A 16,979-nucleotide genomic window follows, 5' to 3' on the forward strand; every position below is an offset into this window, starting at 1 on the left:
TTGTACGTGTTTTTCTTTTCATATTAGGCGACATACTGTATAATTAACGATGTTAATTACATACGGGCACTCATATAATCGTAGGGATATGGCCTACAAGTTTCTACCCAATAACCGTAAATGTATTGGACTATGAGTGAGGACAATTGTTGCGTAATGGTAGTTTGAATATTCCATTGGTAGAAAAAGCACTTCCTCACTGATAGGTGAGAAAGTGCTTTTTTTCATACATATTTATAAAAGAGTGCTCGGTAAAAATAGGTTTTAAAAGGGGATTTAACATGCAACTGTTAAAAGAGAAAATTAGAAAAGAAGGAAAAATAGTTTCAAATCAAATATTAAAGGTCGATTCCTTTTTGAATCATCAAATCGATCCTGTTTTGATGCAAGAGATTGGTAAGGAATTTGCAGAACGTTTTCGAAATGAAGGAATCACGAAAATTGTAACAATTGAATCGTCGGGTATTGCACCAGCTATGATGACAGCACTAATGATGAATGTAAAAGTAGTATTCGCTAGAAAGAGTAAGTCTCTAACGTTGCAGCATGTATATACAGCAAAGGTATATTCGTTTACAAAGCAAGAAACGAATGAAATTGCAATCGGTCAAGACCATATTGCAGCAGATGATCGCGTTCTGATTATTGATGATTTTCTTGCGAACGGTCAAGCGGCTCTAGGTCTGATTAATGTAGTAGAGCAGGCAGGGGCGACAGTTGCTGGAATTGGAATTGTCATTGAAAAAGCGTTTCAAGAAGGCGGCGAAAAGCTTCGCGAAACGGGACTTCATATTGAATCGTTAGCAAAAATTACATCCTTAGAAAATGGAATGGTAACATTCGAAGAGCATGCTGAAGTAGGAGGAATAAAATCATGAAAAATCAACCATTTCAAATGGTTTCACTTGGTTTACAACATATGCTTGCTATGTATGCAGGTGCAGTTATTGTTCCATTAATTGTAGGAGGAGCACTTGGCTTTGGACCAAAAGATTTAACGTATCTAGTATCCATTGACCTACTTATGTGCGGTGTGGCTACTATACTTCAAGCGTTAGGAAATCGTTTCTTCGGAATTGGACTACCCGTTGTACTTGGGTGTACGTTTACTGCAGTTGGGCCAATGATCGCAATTGGGAAGCAATATGGCATTTCTGCAATTTATGGTAGCATTATTGTTGCAGGGCTGTTTATTGTTTTATTTTCAGGTTTATTCGGTAAACTTGTGAAGTTATTTCCTCCTGTTGTAACAGGATCTGTTGTAACTGTAATCGGAATTACTCTTGTACCGGTTGCGATGAATGACATGGCAGGTGGTTTAGGCAGTAAAGACTTTGGTAATCCAGAAAATCTTTTATTAGCATTTGGTGTGCTTCTCTTTATTATTCTCATCAATCGTTTATTTACTGGATTTATACGTGCTATTAGTATTCTACTCGGTCTTATTTTTGGTACAATTGCAGCTGCTTTTATGGGGAAAGTAAATGTTCAAGCAGTAGCAGATGCAAGTTGGGTACATGGGGTTCAACCTTTTTATTTTGGGACACCGACTTTTGAACTCACACCAATTATTACCATGATTATTGTTGCATTGGTCGGTATAGTTGAGGCGACAGGCGTATATTTTGCACTTTCTGATATTTGCGGGAAAAAGTTAGATGAAAAACAAGTAGCCAAAGGTTACCGCGCTGAAGGAATTGCCATTATTTTAGGCGGTATTTTCAATTCGTTTCCTTACACTACGTATTCACAAAACGTTGGACTTGTTCAATTATCTGGTGTGAAAAGCCGAAACATCATTTATATTTGTGGCGGACTCTTAATTATGCTCGGCTTTGTTCCGAAAATTGCAGCAGCCACGACAATTATACCGCCTTCAGTTCTTGGCGGAGCAAGCCTTGCTATGTTCGGAATGGTTATGGCATATGGAATGAAAATGCTTGGTAAGGTTGACTTTGCAAAGCAAGAAAACTTACTTATAGTCGCATGTTCGGTTGGAATTGGTCTTGGTGTAACTGCTGTTCCAACTTTCTTCGCAAAGCTTCCGGAAAGCATTCGGATTTTAACAGACAACGGCATTGTGCTAGGAAGCTTGACGGCGATTATTCTAAATCTCTTGTTTCATACAACATCCAATCAATCCAAGGCGAATCATGATGGAAAGTTAGCTTCTTGATTTTTATTCGTGAAATTTCAAATATTTTAAAAAACAACCCTCACCTGAATCAAATTAGTGAGGGTTGTTTTTTACGTCCATATGTTCCCCATCGCCATATATATTCGAGCGGTCCGTATGAAAAATGCGAGAGCCACCATTTACTAAAGAACACTTGGAGTATAAATACAAGGAAACAATAGGGAACGCCGATAGATAAAGGAAGCGTTCTAGAAGAAAAGAAGCCGCTAAAAAGGAATTGGGTTACAAGTGTTTGTCCAATATAGTTTGACAGAGCCATACGTCCTACAAACTGAAATGGATGAAGAAGTCGCTGCCATGCTTTGTGCTCCATTAGACGTAGTAGCGTGATAATGTAAAACAAACATAACGTTTTTCCGCTAAAGGAAACAAATGGATAGACTGTAGCTGAATAGTAAATGGTATGGTTATTAAAATAGGAAAGAATATAGTACCAGCTTGGTAATGTACATAGGAGGGCCACCATTTGTATTATTTGAAGAGGTCGTTTATAGTGACTAACCCGACGTAATACATCTTTTTTCCCTATATATAATCCAATAAGAAATAATCCAGCGATTTCCGGAAGGTAGACAAGATTGGAAGTCATATTTTCTCCAAAAAATTTGTAAAAGCGAGTACTTACGTATAGCCATTGAAAGCTCGGAATAGGCATTGCTGTTACCATTGTATTCTCAAGGGGTATGAATAGGGTGAGCATGGTGAAAAGTATAAATAAACATTGCATAGTAATTGCTGTAACGAGAATCGTTTTAGTACTTCTATGTATATATAGGAGAAGGACTAAACCAAATAAAGCATAGGAATGTAAAATATCACCGCTCCAAAATAAGATATAATGAAGAGCCCCAAATATAAATAGAGCGACTAAGCGTCGTATATAAACTAACGGAGCGTCGTTTCCCTTTTCTTTTGCTTTTTTCATAAAAATAGTAAAGCTAAGACCAAATAAAATAGAAAAAATGGTATAAAACTTTGTTTGGATAAATAAATCATAAAAACAGCGTGTATAAGCATCCAATCCTATATAGCCACGTTCTTGTTCCAGTGTCTCGACCCCGACCATGGTGGGCCAATTGACAAAGAAAATACCAAAAATGGCAAACCCACGAATAACATCCAAACTAGCAATTCGTTCTTGCGTGCGCAAATAATCCTCTCCTCCTTACTTCGACAAATCCATTATATCAAGAGAACCTATTCATCATATATGTAATAAATCAATCCTCATTTCCTTATTTCCAATAAATCTTCCAATTATTTTCACTATTGGATTCAGACTACTACGGTATAATAAGAAGGCACAACAAAATAGGTATCACTCCTTTGAACTGGCAGTTCATTACGGAGAAGCTCCCATATTGGGAGCTTTTTTTTATAAAATGCAAGTAGATTGTGCTTTTCATGTATACTTTTACATCCTTTGAACATAGTAAGAACAATTATGCAGAGCTAGGAGTGAAGAGTATGCCAAAGATCGTATCTGCTGGAATTTGTCCTCCGCCTCATGAGTTCACACAGCAATCTGTAGAAAAATTCGTTTCTCATTTATTCGATGGTTCTTTCAAAGATATGGGAAGGCTACTGAAAGTTTTTGCAAATGGACAAATTGAAAAACGTCATTTTACGAAGGATTTAGCATGGTTTAAAGAAGAACATACGTTTGAAGAGCGAAATGATGTATACATAGAATATGCTGTTGCTTTCGGGGTAAAAGCCATTCAAAATTGCTTACAAAGTGAACGTTTCTTAAAGGAGTTTGTATCTGTGGAGGAAATTGACGCCTTTTTCTTTATTTCCTCTTCAGGTCTTGCAACGCCAACCATTGATGCGAGAATTATGAATATATTGCCATTCTCTTCGCATACCAAGCGAATTCCATTATGGGGACTAGGCTGTGCTGGAGGAGCAGTAGGTTTGTCTCGCGCATTTGAGTACTGCCAAGCATTTCCGAACGCAAAGGTCATTGTGCTAACAGTGGAGCTATGTAGTCTTACCTTTCAACGTAATGATAAATCCAAAAGTAATTTAATTGGGACGTCCCTATTTGCTGATGGTGTCGCCTGTGTTTTTATTACAGGAGATGAGGTATCTATTTCCTCTGCCCTACCTGTGTTACCAATATTCAAAGGATCTCAATCCACGTTAATGAAAGATTCCGAAGATGTAATGGGCTGGAATATTCGAAATAATGGTCTGCATGTCATATTTTCTAAAGACATTCCATCTATTATTCGTAGTTGGCTTCGTCCAAATGTAGTCCGTTTTTTACATGATAAAGGGTTGGAATTACAGGATGTTTCACACTTTATTGCTCATCCAGGCGGGAAAAAAGTGCTAGAGGCGTATGAAGATTCTCTTGGAATGAGCTTGGAGCATACGCGAGTTTCGTTTGAAGTACTGAGGGATTATGGCAATATGTCATCTGCAACCTTACTTTATGTAATTGAAAGATATTTGTCGTTAGTGAATGAACCAGGACAATTCGGTTTACTTGCTGCGTTAGGACCTGGGTTTAGCTCTGAACTGCTGCTAGTTGAATGGGAGGAAGTTGGATGATTTTCTATTTCTTTTTCTCATTTTTCATATTGCAACGAATTGTAGAGTTGTTCATTGCAAAGAAAAATGAAAGAATGATGAAAAAGAAGGGGGCGATAGAGTTTGGAAAAAAGCAATATGCTGTTATTGTCCTGTTACATATCACCTTTTTCATCTCATATCTAAGTGAAGTAATGATTTTTCATAAGGGACTTTCAATCCTTTGGCCCTTATTGATAATAGCATTGTCTTTAACACAACTGCTCAGATTATGGGTAATTGTTTCTCTAGGAGAGCGGTGGAATACTAAAATTCTAGTTCTTCCAAAGAAAGATGTTGTTGTAAAAGGTCCCTATCGATTGATTCGACATCCAAATTATGTAGTTGTCGTGTGCGAATTTTTACTTATTCCTCTTTTTTTCCAGGCCTATGTAACAGCAATCCTGTTTAGTTTATGTAATGTATATATTCTTTTTATAAGAATTCGTGAAGAAGAGAAAGCACTACTAGAGATGACAAATTATGGACAAAGATTCACAAACATTTCGCGATTTACGCCATAATATATATTGATAATCATTCTCTGTAATGCTATAATACAAACAAGAAATGATAATCATTATCAAAAAGGGTGATAAATATGGTAATCGCTTTTTTAACAGGAACGGTAGTTGTATATTCGGTGCTAACAACAGTGGTTTTAAAACGAGTTTCTCACTAATTTATAGATAAAAAAGGATGAAGCAAAAGAATTTCTTTTGCTTCATCCTTTTTCGTATATGTCAGCTGAACAAAACCCTCTGCCCTCCGGAGCTTACAAGCCGATTAAGCTTTACTTTTTATTTTCTCGAAAATTTAGTAAGATAGAACATAAGTGAAATATTTTAGGTGGAAACGGTTACGTTTTCGAATATGGGGAGATACGTTTTTGAACTCGGCGTGTCATCTTAAGTAAAGGGGAACGGGTAGATGGTACAAATTGCGAATTCACAAGTACAACAAATGTTGTACTTGTACGAGATGATGAAAAGTAAAGGGGATTTGGAAAATAGTAAACGGACCCATGAGGTTATTCAAAAATATGTGCAGAATGAGTTTATGATTGCATTTTGTGGACATTTTTCAGCTGGAAAATCAACAATGCTAAACGAATTGTATGGGAAGGATTTACTTCCTACGAGTCCAATCCCAACGAGCGCGAACGTTGTGAAAATTCAGCGCGGGCACAATCGTGTTGTGATCACATTAAAATCAGGTGTTAAACATTCCTATGAAGGCGCATACACCGATGAACAGTTAAAGCAGCTCTTTAAGAATGGAGAGGAAGTTATTGGTGTACACATCACGAGAGAAGATGCATCTCTTCCGGATGGTGTGATTCTCGTTGATACGCCAGGGATTGATTCAACTGATGACGCACATAAGATAGCAACGGAATCAGCGCTTCATGTGGCAGACGTTATTTTCTATATGATGGATTATAACCATGTTCAATCACAGGTGAATTTACAATTTGTGAAGGAACTTAAGGAACGGAATAAAACAGTATATTTAGTTGTAAATCAAATTGATAAGCACAAGGAAGAAGAATTGTCCTTCTCTCTCTATATGGATAGTGTGAAACAATCGTTTTTAAATTGGAATATTCATGTAGATGGTATCTTTTATACTACGCTTCGAAGTCCAAATCATCTCTATAATGAAATCATGCAATTAAAACAATTATTAGCATCCATTATGGAAAAACGAACGGATTATTTAGAAGAAAGCGTGCATCAAGAGATAACGTATTTACTTCAGGAGCACGAAAAGAGCATTCGTAAAAGTCTTGAAAACAATGAGTATGATGTATCATTGCAATCTGTTGAGAATACAGAACGGGCGTTACAAGAAAATTATGCTAGAAAAAACGAGTTACTGCAAAAAGAAGAGAAAGTAAAAGTGCAATTTGCAAACGAATTGGAGCATATTTTGCAAAATGCGTATCTACTTCCTTTCGATGTACGTGCGTTAGCAGAAAAATATTTAGAAACAGAGTTGACGAATTTTAAAGTAGGTATCCTTTTTTCAAAGGCAAAAACAGAAAAGGAAAAGGAACAAAGACGCACTGCATTTTTTGAAAAGATTAGTCAAACAACTGAAACACAGCTAGATGTACATGTAAAACAATATATATTGTCCTTTTTACAAGCTTATGATATTTACAATGAGGAACTTGGAAAGGACGTATATAGCCTTTCTACTACATTTACAGCCTCTTTATTGACAGAAGCAATTAAACGAAGTGCAGGTTTATCTGGAAACTACGTCCTGACGTATACGAACGATGTTGCCGCCGCAATTAAGTCCATCATTCGCACTAAAGCGAATTCTTTTCTCGAACAAGTCCTTCCTATTTTACATGAAAAGTGGGAAATAGAACTGGCTGAAGTGAATGATCATATACGTGAAATGGAGAAGGAATATAGTGATAGAACAGAAGGTAGAGAAAGCCTGCATATTGTTACGACTTATTTACAAGATTTGTTTGATGTCTGGGAAGGTCGTAAGCAAATTGAACCGCTCTCACTTGCTTTGCTAGAAGAGGAAGAAGTTATAGTAACGGAGCACCCGTTATTCGTAAAAGAAAATGACATCGTTGAAAACCAAGAGCCAGAAATCATAGAAGAAGTCATCGAAAAAAAAGGAACGGCACAAGAACGCGTAAGAGTTATTACGAATTATATTCGCGAAGCAGAATCTATTATCCAACCATTCTCTGCACTGCGTCATTTATATGAGGAAATAGAAGAAAAACGTCGCCGCGTTGATACAAAGCAATTTACGGTTGCACTATTTGGAGCATTTAGTGCAGGAAAATCATCCTTTGCTAATGCCTTGCTTGGAGCTAAGGTCTTACCGGTTTCACCAAACCCTACGACTGCAGCTATTAATAAAATTGTTCCTGTATCACAGGAGCATCCGCATGGAAGCGTTACGATTATGGTGAAATCTGCAACAATTTTATTCGAGGATTTACAGCGGATTTATAAATTATTTGAAAAGCAAGTCGCAACGCTAGATGATGCAGTCAGAGGTATTGATGATCTCCTTAAGCATTCCTCACCGAGTGCACGTCAGAAAACAACACTAAGCTTTTTGCGAGCTGTACAGACAGGTTACAGTACATTTGCTGATAAACTTGGACAAAAAATTACAACGGATATGAGTGAATTTTCATCCTATGTTGCAAATGAGGAAAAATCATGCTTTGTGGAATTTATGGAACTTCACTATGACTGCGAGCTAACTCGTAGAGGAGTTACGATTGTGGATACGCCCGGAGCAGATTCTGTGAACGCACGTCATACGGATGTTTCCTTTCAATATATTAAAAATGCAGATGCCATATTATTTGTTACTTACTACAATCATGTATTCAGTCGCGCTGATCGTGAGTTTTTAATACAGCTTGGACGTGTAAAGGATTCATTTGCAATGGATAAAATGTTTTTCATGATTAATGCAGCTGATTTAGCAGCAACGACAGAAGAACTTCAAACAGTTAAGGATTATATTCGTGGACAGCTTTTACAATATGGAATTCGTAATCCACGTTTATATCCTATATCAAGCTTATTTGCACTAGAGGAAAAACTTGGAACAGTTAAAGAAAAGGGAGCATATGGAGTTCTTGAAACATCAGGCATAGCAGCATTTGAAGAAGCATTCACTACATTTATTATGCGCGATTTAATGCTAGTTTCTCTTTCTTCCTTACAATCAGATGTGAAATCTGCACACAATTTAGTAGCTAGTATCCTCGCAAACGCGAAAGCTGGTAATGAAGAAAAAGAGGTAAAACGTAAACAATATAAACAAGAGCACGCATCGATTATTAAAATGATTTCAAACTATAGCGTGCTAACGGAAGAACAAGCGCTCGTTCAGGAAATACGTGAGCTTCTCTTTTATGTTAAAAAACGAGTTATGCTCCGTTACAATGATGTATTTATTGAATTCTTTAACCCAGCGACCTTGCGCTCAGATAAAGGTGACATAAAACAAATTCTTTATAATTGTGTGGCAGAGCTTGTTGATTTTCTTAAAAATGACCTTATGCAAGAAATGAGAGCAACCTCCCTTCGCATAGAAAATTGGATGCAAAAAAAGCTACAATTTTCATCTGAAGGATTGCAAAAAGAATGTTTACAAATTTCAGATGGTGTTCCTTTCACTAAGGGAGAGGATTTCACCATTGCATCCGTCACACATACTGAACCATTTCAAAAGCTAGAGTTAAATCAATTTAAAAAAGCTATGTCGTATTTTAAAAATGCAAAGAGCTTTTTCGAGAAAAATGAGAAAGTATTGATGCAAGAAGAAATGCAGGAAGTTTTAGACGGGCCGATGGATTCTTATGTTCAAGACGAAGAGGAAATGATAACCGTCTACTATAAGAAAGAATGGGAAAAAATATGGCAAACGACGAAAAAAGAATTACAAGAGGATGTTACAAAATACTATGAGGGAATTGTTGCTGCTCTTTCGGAACATATTGATGTATCGTCCTATGAACTTGCACAAAAAAAGCTACATCTTATTATTACAATGATCGAAAAAGATATAAACGTGCTATAATAATCTCAATATATAGGTGCTATAGAAATAAAATGTATCCATTTCAAACAAACATATGATCTAGAAGAGGTGATTATAATGGAAGTACATGAAGCAATTTCAAGTCATTCACAAAAACAACATACACTCGTATCAACCTTTTTCAAATTAGATAAACAAAGAGAAGAAGCAATTAGCACAGCAGTCACACAATGTCAAAAAGGAAATAATTTTTCAGTTGAACCTATAAATATAGTAACTAAAAAAATAAATGAACTTGCGAAACAAGGTATTGTTCCAAATCGTCAGCTTGTTACAAATGAAATGGTAAAGGAATATGTTGGTCGTCTATCACAAGGATAAGGGGGAGTATGAATTGAGTCATGTACTCGATGTACAATGGCTAGCCGAGAATCTTCAAGATGATGGCTTGCGAATAATTGACTGTCGATTTCAAATGAATGATCCATCTTGGGGAAGAAAACAATATCAGGATGGACATATCCCACATGCAGTATATTTTGATTTAAATGAAGATTTATCAAGTGAAGTACAGGCTCACGGTGGACGTCATCCGTTACCTGATATGGAGAAATTCTCTCAAAAACTAGCTGAAGCCGGTATAGATGAACATACAACGGTTATAGCGTATGATAGCGAAGACGGTGCAATGGCTTCTCGTCTTTGGTGGTTACTTACGTTTCTTGGCCATAAGAAAGTTTTTGTTTTAAATGGGGGATGGCCACTTTGGCTGGATCGAGACTATGATATATCTACAGAAGTACCTGTCTTCTCTAAAAAGACATACATTCCCAACCTACAACGAGACTATGTTGTAGGTATGGAGGATGTGAAAATGCGCATTCTAGAGGGAAAAGATTTTACCCTTATCGATTCGAGAGAGCCGGAACGGTATAAAGGGAATGTTGAGCCCATCGATGCAAAGGCTGGGCATATTTCAACTGCTGTAAACTACTTTTGGAAAGAAGGAATTGCTGCAGATGGAACCTTTCGAAATAAGGAAGAACAATTGCTTCGATTTTCCCATCTTGATAAAGAAAAAGAAACAATTGTTTATTGCGGTTCAGGTGTAACTGCCTGCCCTAATGTGCTTATGCTACAAGAAGCAGGATTTTTAAATGTAAAATTATATGCAGGAAGCTGGAGTGACTGGATTTCTTACGAAGATAATGAGATTGTAATAAATAAGTAGATTGTTTATTTTGTCGATATTTGAAATTAAATAGTATAGATTAGATATTTTACAGCCATGAAAAAGTATGATATTATATGGACAAATAGTTTAGTCCTGCAGTGTTCGTGACTAATTTATGTTTAAATCAACGTTATTTCTACGGAAGCTCGATATTTAAAAGCTGACGTCAAGCCTTGATTAAGGAAGATGAAGACTTTTGTGAGGGCATCCACCTGCTAGGGCGGGTTTTTGGACATATGTGGTGACGGCACAGGCGGGGAATTAACTTAACCTTACGTAAAACGTGAGGTTTTTTATTTTGGGGGGAAATCAATTGAAGAAAATTTTACTCGTTGATGGCATGGCTTTACTGTTTCGAGCCTTTTATGCAACGAGCGTTTATGGACAATATATGAAAACGAGCAGTGGTGTTCCCACAAATGGAATCCACGGATTTCTCAAGCATTTGCTTACGGCTGTGCAAAAAATTCAGCCTACCCATGTGATTGCCTGTTGGGATATGGGGAGTACGACCTTTCGTACGGAAGTATTTTCACAGTATAAGGCAAATCGTGGCGAAGCACCAGCGGAATTAAAACCTCAATTCAGCCTTGTAAAAGAAGCGACAAGTATGTTGCAGATTCCGAATATTGGCTTGGTTGGCTATGAAGCAGATGATTGTATTGGTACCCTGTCGAAACTTTACGATCAGGACGGTGAAGTATTCGTCCTAACAGGAGATACAGATTTATTACAGCTCTCTGATCACAGTACGACAATTATGCTAATGCGAAAGGGAGTAGGAAATTACTCTTTCTATACTCCGGATGATATTTTTTCAGAAAAAGGCGTGCAACCATGGCAAATTGTACATGCAAAAGCATTTATGGGAGATACAAGTGACAATTATCCAGGCGTACGAGGTATTGGTGAGAAAACTGCGTATAAGCTTATTCAACAATTTCAATCGGTACAAGGAGTTTTAGATAACTTACATGTTCTTTCAAACGTACAACGCATAAAAATTGAGAGCGATATGGATAATCTGATGCTTTCTCTTCATCTTGCGAAAATTCAATGTGATCTGCCAATCTCGTGTGAACTAGAGCAAGCATCGGTTACAATGGATACAAACAAACTATCGCGTATTTGCACTGAATTAGAATGGAATCGTCCGCAATCATTGCTAACATTATTATAGTAAAGAATGCAAATGAGCATAATGCTAGCTCGTTTGCATTCTTTTTACAGCCTTTCTAATCAGGAAAGCCTTCCTTTTGATGGAAGTGTATCAAGAGGGAAGCCCTTTTTAAAGGTGAGTTGTCTTTTATATATGTAAAAATCCTAATTGCTTTTGTTATAGATGTGACGTTATGATGATAAAGGGATATTTGAAAAGGGATGAGGCTTCGTGAGAACGATAGAATACATATACTTTTTGCATGCAAAAGGATTTAGACTGTCAAAAGATGCCCTTGGATTTATTGAATTTGGACAGAAGTATACGGCATCCTCTGATGAATTAGTAATTGTTGCAATTGAAACTACTCTTAAACACCAACGAAATTTTGATGGAAGTTATTTTATTGCATTACTAGAACGTCTTCATCAAGAAAACATTTCAGATGTAAAGCAAGCACATGCGTTTTTTCGTAAGCTTGAAGGATAAGCTTACGCAGCGGCCTGTGGTTTCTTTCTTTTGGTAGGTAATTCTGCGAAAATCATACCAAACAAAATACATGAACATCCAATCAGTGCAGATGTAGAGAGAATTTCATTTGCGATAATTACTCCTGTTAGAGCTGCAAACACAGGTTCCATCGAAAGAATAATTGCGACTCGGGTTGGTGAAGTGTATGTTTGGGCTACTGTTTGAATGAGAAATGCAAGGGCTGTTCCCATAACAGCTGTAATAAGAATGGCAAATACAAAGGATGGATTACTCCATACAGCTACAGAAAAGATACGATGGTAATCTTCAAAAAAGATTGCACAAATGGATGATAATATACCTACTGTTAGTATTTGAATGGTGCTTAAAAAAAGTGGAGAATATTCTTTTGAAAAAATACCATTTATGATAATGTGCAATGCAAATGAAACCGCACAGAATAACACAAGAATATCACCCTTTTGTAAAGCAAATGAACCATCTGCTGTTAGAAAGAAAAGACCAATGGTTGCAATTCCAACACCGAAAATTGCAAATAAGCTCGTTTTATGGCGAAAGAAAATATAAGAAAATAAGGGAACCATCACAACGCTTAATCCTGTTAAAAATCCAGCCTTGGATGAAGTCGTATACAGCAATCCGAAGGTTTGAAACAAATAACCGCCAAATAAAAATACTCCAATTCCAATACCAGGACCAAGTTTCACGTTTTTTTCCTTATTGGGGGAAAAAGTGTGAGCCAACAGTAGAATCAATCCTGCAAAAAGAAATCGAACGGCGTTAAATGTAAAGGGCTCTATTAAAGAAATCGCCTTCTGAACAACTACAAATGTTGTTCCCCATATAAAAGTAATAAACAATAATCCGAAATGAGCAAAAACGACTTTACGCATTTGTCTCTTCTCGTCCGTTCATCAATATGGCTTTTCGAGCTAGCTTGTCAGCCACTTTATTTTGTTGGCTTGGAATCCATTTTAAGAAAAATAAATCGAATTGTTCAATAAGATGAAGAGCTCTTTGTAGAAGGGGAGAAAACGTCTTATTTTTTACATGTTTATTTTCAATTGCACGTTCGACAAGCTGCGAATCTGTGCGAACCGAAATAACCATATAGTGATGTGCTAAGCAGTAGTTTAATGCAGCAAGCAACGCTTCATATTCTGCTTCATGATTACTCATGACACCTAACGGTTTAGATAAAAAAACGGGTTTCTCAATTCCTTTAATAAAAATACCTGCTCCAGATGGCCCTGGATTTCCTTTTGATGCGCCGTCAATATATACTTCAATCAATGTATATACACCTTCTCTTTTATAAAATCCCATTTAATTTAACATAAACATAAATAAGAAATATGTTTTTATATCATTATAACAATGAATATGAAAACATGAACACAAAAATAAATAATCGTGAACAAATTAGCTATATGTTGGTTGCTTTTTACATGTAACTTTGTATGTAAGAATGAAGGTATTATACAATATAAAAAAGAACAAATAAGAATGCATTCTATTTATGGATAAGCAGTGAATAGAGTAAGACGTGAAAAAGGGGTATTTAGATGAGATATCAAATAATTTGGACATATAAACGAAATCAGTTGGAAACAGTATTGCATTCTGACTATATGACGTTAGAACAGTCATTGTTGGTTGCAGCTGATTTTGAAAAAACAGGACGTGTGAAAGAATTAGTTTTTTGTGATGAATTCGGATCAAACTGGACGAAAAAAGAAGCGACAAAGCTAGGAAAACAAGTAGAGGAAGAACCACAGGAAATCATTCTTTACTTTGATGGTGGGTATGATGTACAGACAAAGCAAGCAGGCGTTGGGGCGGTACTGTATTATACAAAAAACAAAAAGACATTTCGTTTGCGGCGTAACTTTAAATTTTATGAGCTAGACAATAATAATGAAGCAGAGTATGCAGCATTATTATTTGGCTTACAAATTCTTGAGGAATTGAATGTAAACTATCAGATTATTACATTACGCGGCGATTCCCAGGTTGTATTGAATCAGTTAGCTGGTGAATGGCCATGCTATGAAGAAAGCCTAACGAACTATATAGATCGTATTGAAAAGAAGCAGGAAGTAGGACGGTGGAAATTTGTATATGAACCCATTTCACGAAAAAATAATCATGAAGCTGATCATTTAGCAACACAAGCACTTCAAGGGACGATTATTGATAGTCATGCAATTGTGGAGGAATAGGCAATGAGGAAAAAAGAACTCATCGTTGAAATAAATGAACTGTTGGACACATATTGTACGGGCTGTTTTTTAAACAGTTATTTTCGAAAAGAATATGGTAAACACTATGCCCAAACATTTTGTATTAAGAAATGCACAGTCGGTGAAAAATTAAAAACGTTTGGGAAAGAACTGTCCTAAAGAAAATGCAATATTCCTAAGTGGAGATTAAAAAACCGCCATATTGGCGGTTTTATTGATTAGCTTCTAATAATTGTTTTTCAATTCGGGTAAGTCTTTTTTCCTGACTTCGAAGGTAATGTTCATCTAACTCTGTGGCTGTAGCCTTTACAAGGTCTAACTGTTCTTTTGCTTCACTCACGGAAGTAGCAGCGTGTTGTAAGAGCTCAGGATCCATAGTAACAGTAGCAGATCCAACCATTTTTTCGGCAGTCTCAACCTTTAGAAAAATCTGTTCTAAATCTGTAAAAGGTTCACTCATACAGAATTCCTCCTTCAGTATATAGTATCTATAGTGTTGTCTCTAAAGGAGAAAACCATACATTTTTAATGCCTATAGAGTGGAATTGAAAGACATAGTATAGCTTTCTTTATAATAAGTTTAGTTATGAAAGTGATAAAGGGAGGTATACATATGGTTGGAAATAAGCATTCCGTTCTTTTAGACAGACAATCTATTTATAATCGCAGGGATATTCCTAAATGGTTGGTGGATGAGTTTGAAACATTTTCTACGATTGTTGCTGATCCTACATTTCCCTGCTATTTTGGAATGACAGCATTTAAACGAAATGAATTACGATATTCGTATGTTGAAAGTAAGGATTGGAGTAATCTTCCGTCAACGCTTTTAGAGTTTTTACAGTTAATCGAACAACAGCCACTTGTACGTCGTGGGTTATTTTTATTTGTAGAGCCAGAAACAGAAGAACGGTCTCTTTCTTATTATCGCGATTATTTTTGGAATTTGCTTCAGTTTTTGCATGAGAAAGACAAACAGCCTTGGCCTAGACAGATTCCTGTAAATCCCGATCATCATTTATGGGAATTTTCTTTTGGAGGAGAGCCGATTTTTGCGTTTGGAAATGCACCTGCCTATAAAAGGCGTAAAACGAGACATCTTGGTCGCTCGCTTGTGATTGGTTTTCAACCTCGTATTATTTTTGAAGGGCTAGAAGGGAATAGACCGAGTGGTGCCTATTCAAGACAAACAGTAAGAGAGCGCACAGAAAAATGGGATGGACTTCCGAAGCATCCTAATATTAGTCATTATGGTGATTCAGATCATCGTGAATGGAAGCAATACTTTATTGGTGATGATAGTAAACCGATTGAAGGGTCTTGCCCTTTTCATTTTAAAGAATAAACAAAAAAAATCATCATATAGAGCAAAGTGATGTTGTGAGGAATAAATCCTGCGAACATCACTTTTTTTGTATAGTTTACCAGTGATAGGCAAACGCTACACGTATGTTTTTTACCAGTTCTATCTAGAAGACAAGCATCATCTACTATCAATATCAAGTATAGAAAGGAATGGGATATGTTAGTTGCAATTATTCAACAAGTTGTACTCGGTATATCATTAGCGGCTCCTGTAGGTCCAATCAATATTGAAATGGTAAAGCGTGGTATGGCAAAAGGGTTTTGGCATGCATGGGTTGTTGGATTAGGAGGTATGACTGCAGACATTTGTTTTATGCTTCTCATCTATTTTGGGCTTTCCACTTTTTTTATGAGAACGAATGTCCAGTTTTTTATGTATGGACTAGGATTTTTTTTCTTATTACATTTAGGTTTTACAAGTATAAAACAAGGGATTTTTCATCGTGAAATGGAATATATTAAAGATACAGTAGGCAACATTCGCCAGTCGTATACAACCGGTTTTTTGATTGCATTGTCGAACCCGTTAAATTTAGTATTTTGGTTTGGTGTATATGGCAGTACATTAAGCACCTTACTTACAGAAGTAAGTAGAACCAAAGCAATGCTCTACAGTCTCTGTATACTTGTGGGAATTGTTCTATGGAACTTGAATATTGCATTTACAGTTCATTTTGGCCGAACGCTCTTGAAACCGAAAATGCTTGGATATGTAACTGCAGTAGCAGGTATAATATTAGTTGCCTATAGTATTCATTTTGCCTATAAAGCAATGCAGCTTTTCAACTAAAGGGAGGATACATGTATGTATCGAACTATAATCTTCGAACGAGAGATTCTTATTAAATTATCATCGAAGCTCATAAAAGAAGTAGAGGATCGCGCCCCTATCTATTATGCTGTACTATCTATTGTAGAAAATGTACTTAGGCATGAACAGAAAACTAGTTTTGCAGTTGTACACGAAACGTTAGGTTTAATTATTGGAGAGGTTGTTCAGGCAGATATAGTTGTATTTTCAGTGGAATATATTATCGATAAACATAATTTGTATACTTTTAATCAATTCCCAGAACACGTACAAAGAGCGAATTAGAATGAAATATTAAAAAAAACTCGGAAATGATGTCTATATAGAAATCAAAATATGCCGCAGATATGCGGTTTTTT

18 protein-coding genes, 1 other RNA gene and 1 riboswitch are annotated in these 16,979 nt (G+C 36.4%); of the genes, 15 read left to right on the top strand and 4 right to left on the bottom strand.

The genetic code is table 11. The annotated features are described in order from the left end of the window. Positions 1 to 50: 50 nt before the first annotated feature. Positions 51 to 153: riboswitch (purine riboswitch) on the top strand. A gap of 128 nt (positions 154 to 281) precedes the next feature. After that, positions 282 to 878, top strand: a complete 597-nt coding sequence (locus tag ACAN53_RS04805) for a xanthine phosphoribosyltransferase (protein WP_379967763.1) — start codon at positions 282 to 284, stop codon at positions 876 to 878. After that, entirely contained in the window at positions 875 to 2,176 is a 1,302-nt protein-coding gene (pbuX, locus tag ACAN53_RS04810) for a xanthine permease PbuX (protein WP_379967765.1), read from the top strand. The genes ACAN53_RS04805 and pbuX overlap by 4 nt, the downstream gene beginning before the upstream one ends. 49 nt (positions 2,177 to 2,225) lie before the next feature. Here pbuX and ACAN53_RS04815 read toward each other — a convergent pair whose 3' ends face one another. Further along, entirely contained in the window at positions 2,226 to 3,347 is a 1,122-nt protein-coding gene (locus ACAN53_RS04815) for a DUF418 domain-containing protein (protein WP_379967767.1), read from the bottom strand. A 317-nt stretch (positions 3,348 to 3,664) separates the two neighbouring features. On the opposite strand from ACAN53_RS04815, the gene ACAN53_RS04820 reads away from it, so the two are divergent. From ACAN53_RS04820 to ACAN53_RS04855, 8 genes are all read left to right on the top strand, one after another. Continuing rightward, a complete protein-coding gene (locus ACAN53_RS04820; protein ID WP_379967769.1) occupies positions 3,665 to 4,756 on the top strand; it encodes a type III polyketide synthase in 1,092 nt (363 codons plus the stop codon). Beyond that, positions 4,753 to 5,298, top strand: coding sequence for an isoprenylcysteine carboxyl methyltransferase family protein (locus ACAN53_RS04825; RefSeq protein ID WP_379967771.1), 546 nt, complete (start codon positions 4,753 to 4,755; stop codon positions 5,296 to 5,298). The genes ACAN53_RS04820 and ACAN53_RS04825 overlap by 4 nt, the downstream gene beginning before the upstream one ends. Positions 5,299 to 5,704: 406 nt before the next feature. Beyond that, positions 5,705 to 9,355 (top strand): dynamin family protein, encoded by a 3,651-nt coding sequence (locus tag ACAN53_RS04830; RefSeq protein WP_379967773.1) that lies wholly within the window; start codon positions 5,705 to 5,707, stop codon positions 9,353 to 9,355. A gap of 78 nt (positions 9,356 to 9,433) precedes the next feature. Then, the gene (locus tag ACAN53_RS04835; protein ID WP_379967775.1) at positions 9,434 to 9,697 is read left to right on the top strand and encodes a DUF2533 family protein; all 264 of its coding nucleotides are present in this window, start codon (positions 9,434 to 9,436) and stop codon (positions 9,695 to 9,697) included. A 13-nt stretch (positions 9,698 to 9,710) separates the two neighbouring features. Further along, on the top strand, positions 9,711 to 10,547 hold the full coding sequence (locus tag ACAN53_RS04840; RefSeq protein ID WP_379967777.1) for a sulfurtransferase: 837 nt from the start codon (positions 9,711 to 9,713) through the stop codon (positions 10,545 to 10,547). A gap of 90 nt (positions 10,548 to 10,637) precedes the next feature. After that, positions 10,638 to 10,814, top strand: a non-coding RNA gene (gene ssrS / locus ACAN53_RS04845) — 6S RNA. Between the two features lie 49 nt (positions 10,815 to 10,863). After that, on the top strand, positions 10,864 to 11,730 hold the full coding sequence (locus ACAN53_RS04850; RefSeq protein ID WP_379967779.1) for a 5'-3' exonuclease: 867 nt from the start codon (positions 10,864 to 10,866) through the stop codon (positions 11,728 to 11,730). Between the two features lie 210 nt (positions 11,731 to 11,940). Beyond that, positions 11,941 to 12,198 (top strand): DUF6123 family protein, encoded by a 258-nt coding sequence (locus ACAN53_RS04855; RefSeq protein WP_379967781.1) that lies wholly within the window; start codon positions 11,941 to 11,943, stop codon positions 12,196 to 12,198. A 2-nt stretch (positions 12,199 to 12,200) separates the two neighbouring features. Here ACAN53_RS04855 and ACAN53_RS04860 read toward each other — a convergent pair whose 3' ends face one another. Together ACAN53_RS04860 and ACAN53_RS04865 are read right to left on the bottom strand one after the other, a co-directional pair. Beyond that, the gene (locus tag ACAN53_RS04860; RefSeq protein WP_379967783.1) at positions 12,201 to 13,094 is read right to left on the bottom strand and encodes a DMT family transporter; all 894 of its coding nucleotides are present in this window, start codon (positions 13,092 to 13,094) and stop codon (positions 12,201 to 12,203) included. Then, positions 13,087 to 13,494 carry a reverse transcriptase-like protein gene (locus tag ACAN53_RS04865; RefSeq protein ID WP_379967785.1) on the bottom strand — a complete coding sequence of 136 codons (408 nt, stop codon included), beginning with the start codon at positions 13,492 to 13,494 and terminating at the stop codon, positions 13,087 to 13,089. The genes ACAN53_RS04860 and ACAN53_RS04865 overlap by 8 nt, the downstream gene beginning before the upstream one ends. Before the next feature lie 272 nt (positions 13,495 to 13,766). Between ACAN53_RS04865 and ACAN53_RS04870 the strand changes: the two genes are divergently transcribed. Further along, on the top strand, positions 13,767 to 14,423 hold the full coding sequence (locus ACAN53_RS04870) for a reverse transcriptase-like protein (RefSeq protein ID WP_379967787.1): 657 nt from the start codon (positions 13,767 to 13,769) through the stop codon (positions 14,421 to 14,423). Between the two features lie 3 nt (positions 14,424 to 14,426). Then, positions 14,427 to 14,603 (top strand): zinc-finger domain-containing protein, encoded by a 177-nt coding sequence (locus ACAN53_RS04875; RefSeq protein WP_379967789.1) that lies wholly within the window; start codon positions 14,427 to 14,429, stop codon positions 14,601 to 14,603. A 52-nt stretch (positions 14,604 to 14,655) separates the two neighbouring features. Here the strand turns inward: ACAN53_RS04875 and ACAN53_RS04880 are convergent, their stop codons facing one another. Then, entirely contained in the window at positions 14,656 to 14,904 is a 249-nt protein-coding gene (locus ACAN53_RS04880) for a DUF2564 family protein (RefSeq protein ID WP_379967791.1), read from the bottom strand. A gap of 153 nt (positions 14,905 to 15,057) precedes the next feature. On the opposite strand from ACAN53_RS04880, the gene ACAN53_RS04885 reads away from it, so the two are divergent. From ACAN53_RS04885 to ACAN53_RS04895, 3 genes are all read left to right on the top strand, one after another. Beyond that, positions 15,058 to 15,789, top strand: coding sequence for a YqcI/YcgG family protein (locus ACAN53_RS04885; protein WP_379967793.1), 732 nt, complete (start codon positions 15,058 to 15,060; stop codon positions 15,787 to 15,789). 147 nt (positions 15,790 to 15,936) lie between these two features. Further along, positions 15,937 to 16,599 carry a LysE family transporter gene (locus ACAN53_RS04890; protein WP_379970260.1) on the top strand — a complete coding sequence of 221 codons (663 nt, stop codon included), beginning with the start codon at positions 15,937 to 15,939 and terminating at the stop codon, positions 16,597 to 16,599. A 15-nt stretch (positions 16,600 to 16,614) separates the two neighbouring features. Further along, positions 16,615 to 16,905, top strand: a complete 291-nt coding sequence (locus tag ACAN53_RS04895; protein WP_379967795.1) for a hypothetical protein — start codon at positions 16,615 to 16,617, stop codon at positions 16,903 to 16,905. The last annotated feature ends 74 nt before the right edge of the window (positions 16,906 to 16,979 follow it).

It is taken from the genome of Ectobacillus soli (assembly GCF_042610425.1).
GTDB lineage: Bacteria > Bacillota > Bacilli > Bacillales > Bacillaceae_G > Ectobacillus.